At 61.6% G+C, this 2,999-nt stretch carries 3 protein-coding genes; 2 read left to right on the forward strand and 1 reads right to left on the reverse strand.

The annotated features are described in order from the left end of the window. The first annotated feature begins 27 nt into the window (after positions 1-27). A complete protein-coding gene (locus tag KIH79_RS12625) occupies positions 28-1,746 on the forward strand; it encodes an InlB B-repeat-containing protein (protein WP_219059704.1) in 1,719 nt (572 codons plus the stop codon). A gap of 80 nt (positions 1,747-1,826) precedes the next feature. Continuing rightward, positions 1,827-2,231 (forward strand): hypothetical protein, encoded by a 405-nt coding sequence (locus KIH79_RS12630; protein WP_338023157.1) that lies wholly within the window; start codon positions 1,827-1,829, stop codon positions 2,229-2,231. Between the two features lie 142 nt (positions 2,232-2,373). On the opposite strand, the gene KIH79_RS12635 is transcribed toward KIH79_RS12630, so the two are convergent. Then, the coding region (locus KIH79_RS12635; RefSeq protein WP_420829385.1) for a hypothetical protein at positions 2,374-2,999 on the reverse strand (626 nt) is incomplete at its 5' end.

Genomic DNA, 2,999 nt, shown 5'->3' on the forward strand with positions numbered 1-2,999 from the left:
ATGTCCCTAGAAGAAAGGTTCCTGACTATGACAGGAAACAACAAGGTTTGGCGCGCGCCGCTCGCCGGCCTCGCCTCCGTCGCGATGCTCGCGACCATGGGCGTGGCGGCCAGCACGGCCAACGCCGTGACCGCCACCGCGGATAAGTACGACTTCAACGTCACGCTTGACGCCGGTTCGATCAAGAACGTCGGCGACGGCGAACTGAGCGCGTCTTGGAACAACGGCGGCACCGGCGCTACCGCCAAGGGCAAGACCGTGTCGATCCCGTTCAGCGTGCTCGACGCGAACCACAATGGCAAACTCGATGAGCTGTACCGCAACACCAGCGAGGCCCAGTACCGCCTGACCACGCCGGGCGCGTCCGCTGGCAACGAGTTCATCGGCTGGTACACTGGCGCCACGGCTGGTTCCGCGAAGTTCGACTTCAAGAACACGTACGTGACCAAGGCGATCACGCTGTACGCGCACTACGCGCAGCCGGATCAGAAGGTCACCCTGAACTTCGCGACGGCCCGCGTGAACGGTGATGCCTATTCCACCGCCGACACGCACGCCACGTTCGCGGTTCCGGGCGCGAACTACACGATCACGACCTCCAAGGCCGAGAAGAAGATCGCGAAGTGGGAGCTTCCGTCCGACGTCGCCGATTCCAAGCTGGTCACCAGCTGGGACGTCTCCTACAACGGCAAAGTCACCAAGAACGTCACGTTCGATGATCTCACTTCCGATTTCACCGGCAAGCTGCAGTACGCGAACCCGGCCGGCAACAGCCTGAAGCTGACTCCGTCCGTGACCCAGGACGCCGTGAAGGTCAACTTCAACAGCTCCGACGCTGCGTCCGTGGACGTCGCCTACAACTCCAAGGTCTCGCTGCCCTCCGCGTTCACCGCGCACAACCAGCTGGTCACGAAGTGGTACTACAACAACGCCGCTCTTAATGCCAAGAAGGAATGGACCAAGGACGACACGGTCAGCGCCGCTCAGGAGAGCGAGCTGAATCTGTATCCTCTTGACGTGGCTGATTACTTCACGGTGAAGTTCCAGACCCGTGTGAAGGATCTCTACGTGCCGGTCGCCGACGATCAGATCGTCGCCAAGGGCAAGACCGCAACCCGCCCGTCCGATCCGGCTCGCGACGGTTACACGTTCTCCGGCTGGTCCACCAGCAAGGACTACGGCGCAGGCGCCTACGACTTCGCTACCCCGGTGAGCAAGGACACCACGCTGTTCGCCCAGTGGGGCACCGACAAGGCCACTGTGACCTTTGACCTGCAGTACGGCGGCGAGAAGGTCACCAAGGCATATGCTTCTGGCGACACCTTCACCGCTCCGTCTGTTTCCCGTGACGGCTGGGATCTGCAGGGCTGGTACTTCGACTCCGTTCCGGCCGAGTTCGCCTGGACCAAGAACGCCAAGGGCGAATGGGTTCGTGGCGCCGTCCAGTCCGATGGTTCCGTGAGCTCCACTAACGTTCTCTCCAACTACGCCGGCAAGGCGCTGCCGAAGGACGCGCTGCTGCGCATCAACGGCAACGGCGAGCTTGAATTCCAGCTCACCGAGAAGAAGGAAGTCGCCCCGAACACGAGCTTGCCGCTCAGGAGCAGGTCGTGCCGACGAACCCCTCCAACGAGGTCGTTGACAAGACCAACAACTACACCGCCGCTTCGAAGGCCGCTTATGCCAAGGCCTACAAGGCATACCAGGCCCACAAGGCCGAACTGGGCGCCTCCGACGGCCAGCTGACCTCCGACGAGGCCGCCACTCTGGCCGCCGAGCTGGACAAGGCTCAGTCTCTGCTTGTTCAGACGACTCCGCTTCGTGTGGTGCGTTTGTTCAAGGGCACGAAGCACGTGTACTCCACGGATGAGACCGAGCAGACGATCCTCAAGCGCAAGGGCTGGAAGGTCGAGGGCGTGTCGTTCTTCGCGACTGCCCAGACCGCTCCGAAGGCCACTGCGACCTACCGTCTGTACAACCCGGCGAACGGCAACCACCTGCTGTCGACCGATCCGGTCGAGGTCGCTGCCCTGCAGCGTCGCGGCTGGTCGAACGATGGCGTGGCGTTCTACGCTCCGCAGGGCGCTACCGCCGCGGTCAAGCGTTTCCACCGCGGTTCGGAGGAGCACCTGTACACCGCCGATGAGAACGAGTACCAGGTGAACACCACGAAGAAGGGCTACTCCGGCGATGGCACGCTCCTGTACGCTGCCGTCACCGAGCAGAAGTGAGCCAAAGCCTAACGGCCTCGGCTGACTGAACCACCACAAAACAGGGAGCGGGGTTCCGCCAAGAGATTGATCTTGGCGGAACCCCGCTCTCTTATTGCTTACGAGCCTAACAGCCTCGAGTCAATGCCTGTGATCCTTGGGATCAGTAGGCCTTGAACACGGTGCCTTCGACCTTCCAGCCGTACTTCTTGGACAGGACCTTCTGCTCGTTCGAGTCGGTGGACAGGAGGTGACGGCTGCCCTTGTACAGACGAGTCACGGCAGTGGTGCCGGTGAACGCCGGCACGTAGAAGGCGATGCCCTCATCGTTCCAGGAGTCCTTGGCGGCCAGAGCGTTGTACTCGGTCTCGTCGGACGTCCACACGTGATCACCGTTCGACTTGTTGTACAGACGATGAATCTGCGTGATGATCGGATCAGCAGCATCATCAAGCTGAGCAGCAATGTCAGCGGCCTTGGCCTCCAGAGCCTTCACCTTGTCGGCATCAGAATCGGTAAAGACCCACGCATACTCGTTGGGGGCAACTTCCTGATATTCTGCGCCCAGAGCCTTGTACGTCGCGACGGTGAAGCCGGCGAGATCGGCAGAGTCATTGTCAGCCTTCTCGAACAGACGGCCTTCGTCAGACCAGCCACCGCGGGTGGTCAGCTTGCTGGTGAGAACCTTCAGCTCGGCAGCATCGGCGGTGTAGAAGTGCTCGCCGCCCTTCGACAGACGATGAACCGTGGTGTCGCCGTACAGGTCGGCACCAGTGTTGTGAGCGAACA

Origin of the sequence: Bifidobacterium miconis, assembly GCF_019331735.1 — a bacterium.
GTDB classification, from domain to species: Bacteria; Actinomycetota; Actinomycetes; order Actinomycetales; family Bifidobacteriaceae; genus Bifidobacterium; species Bifidobacterium miconis.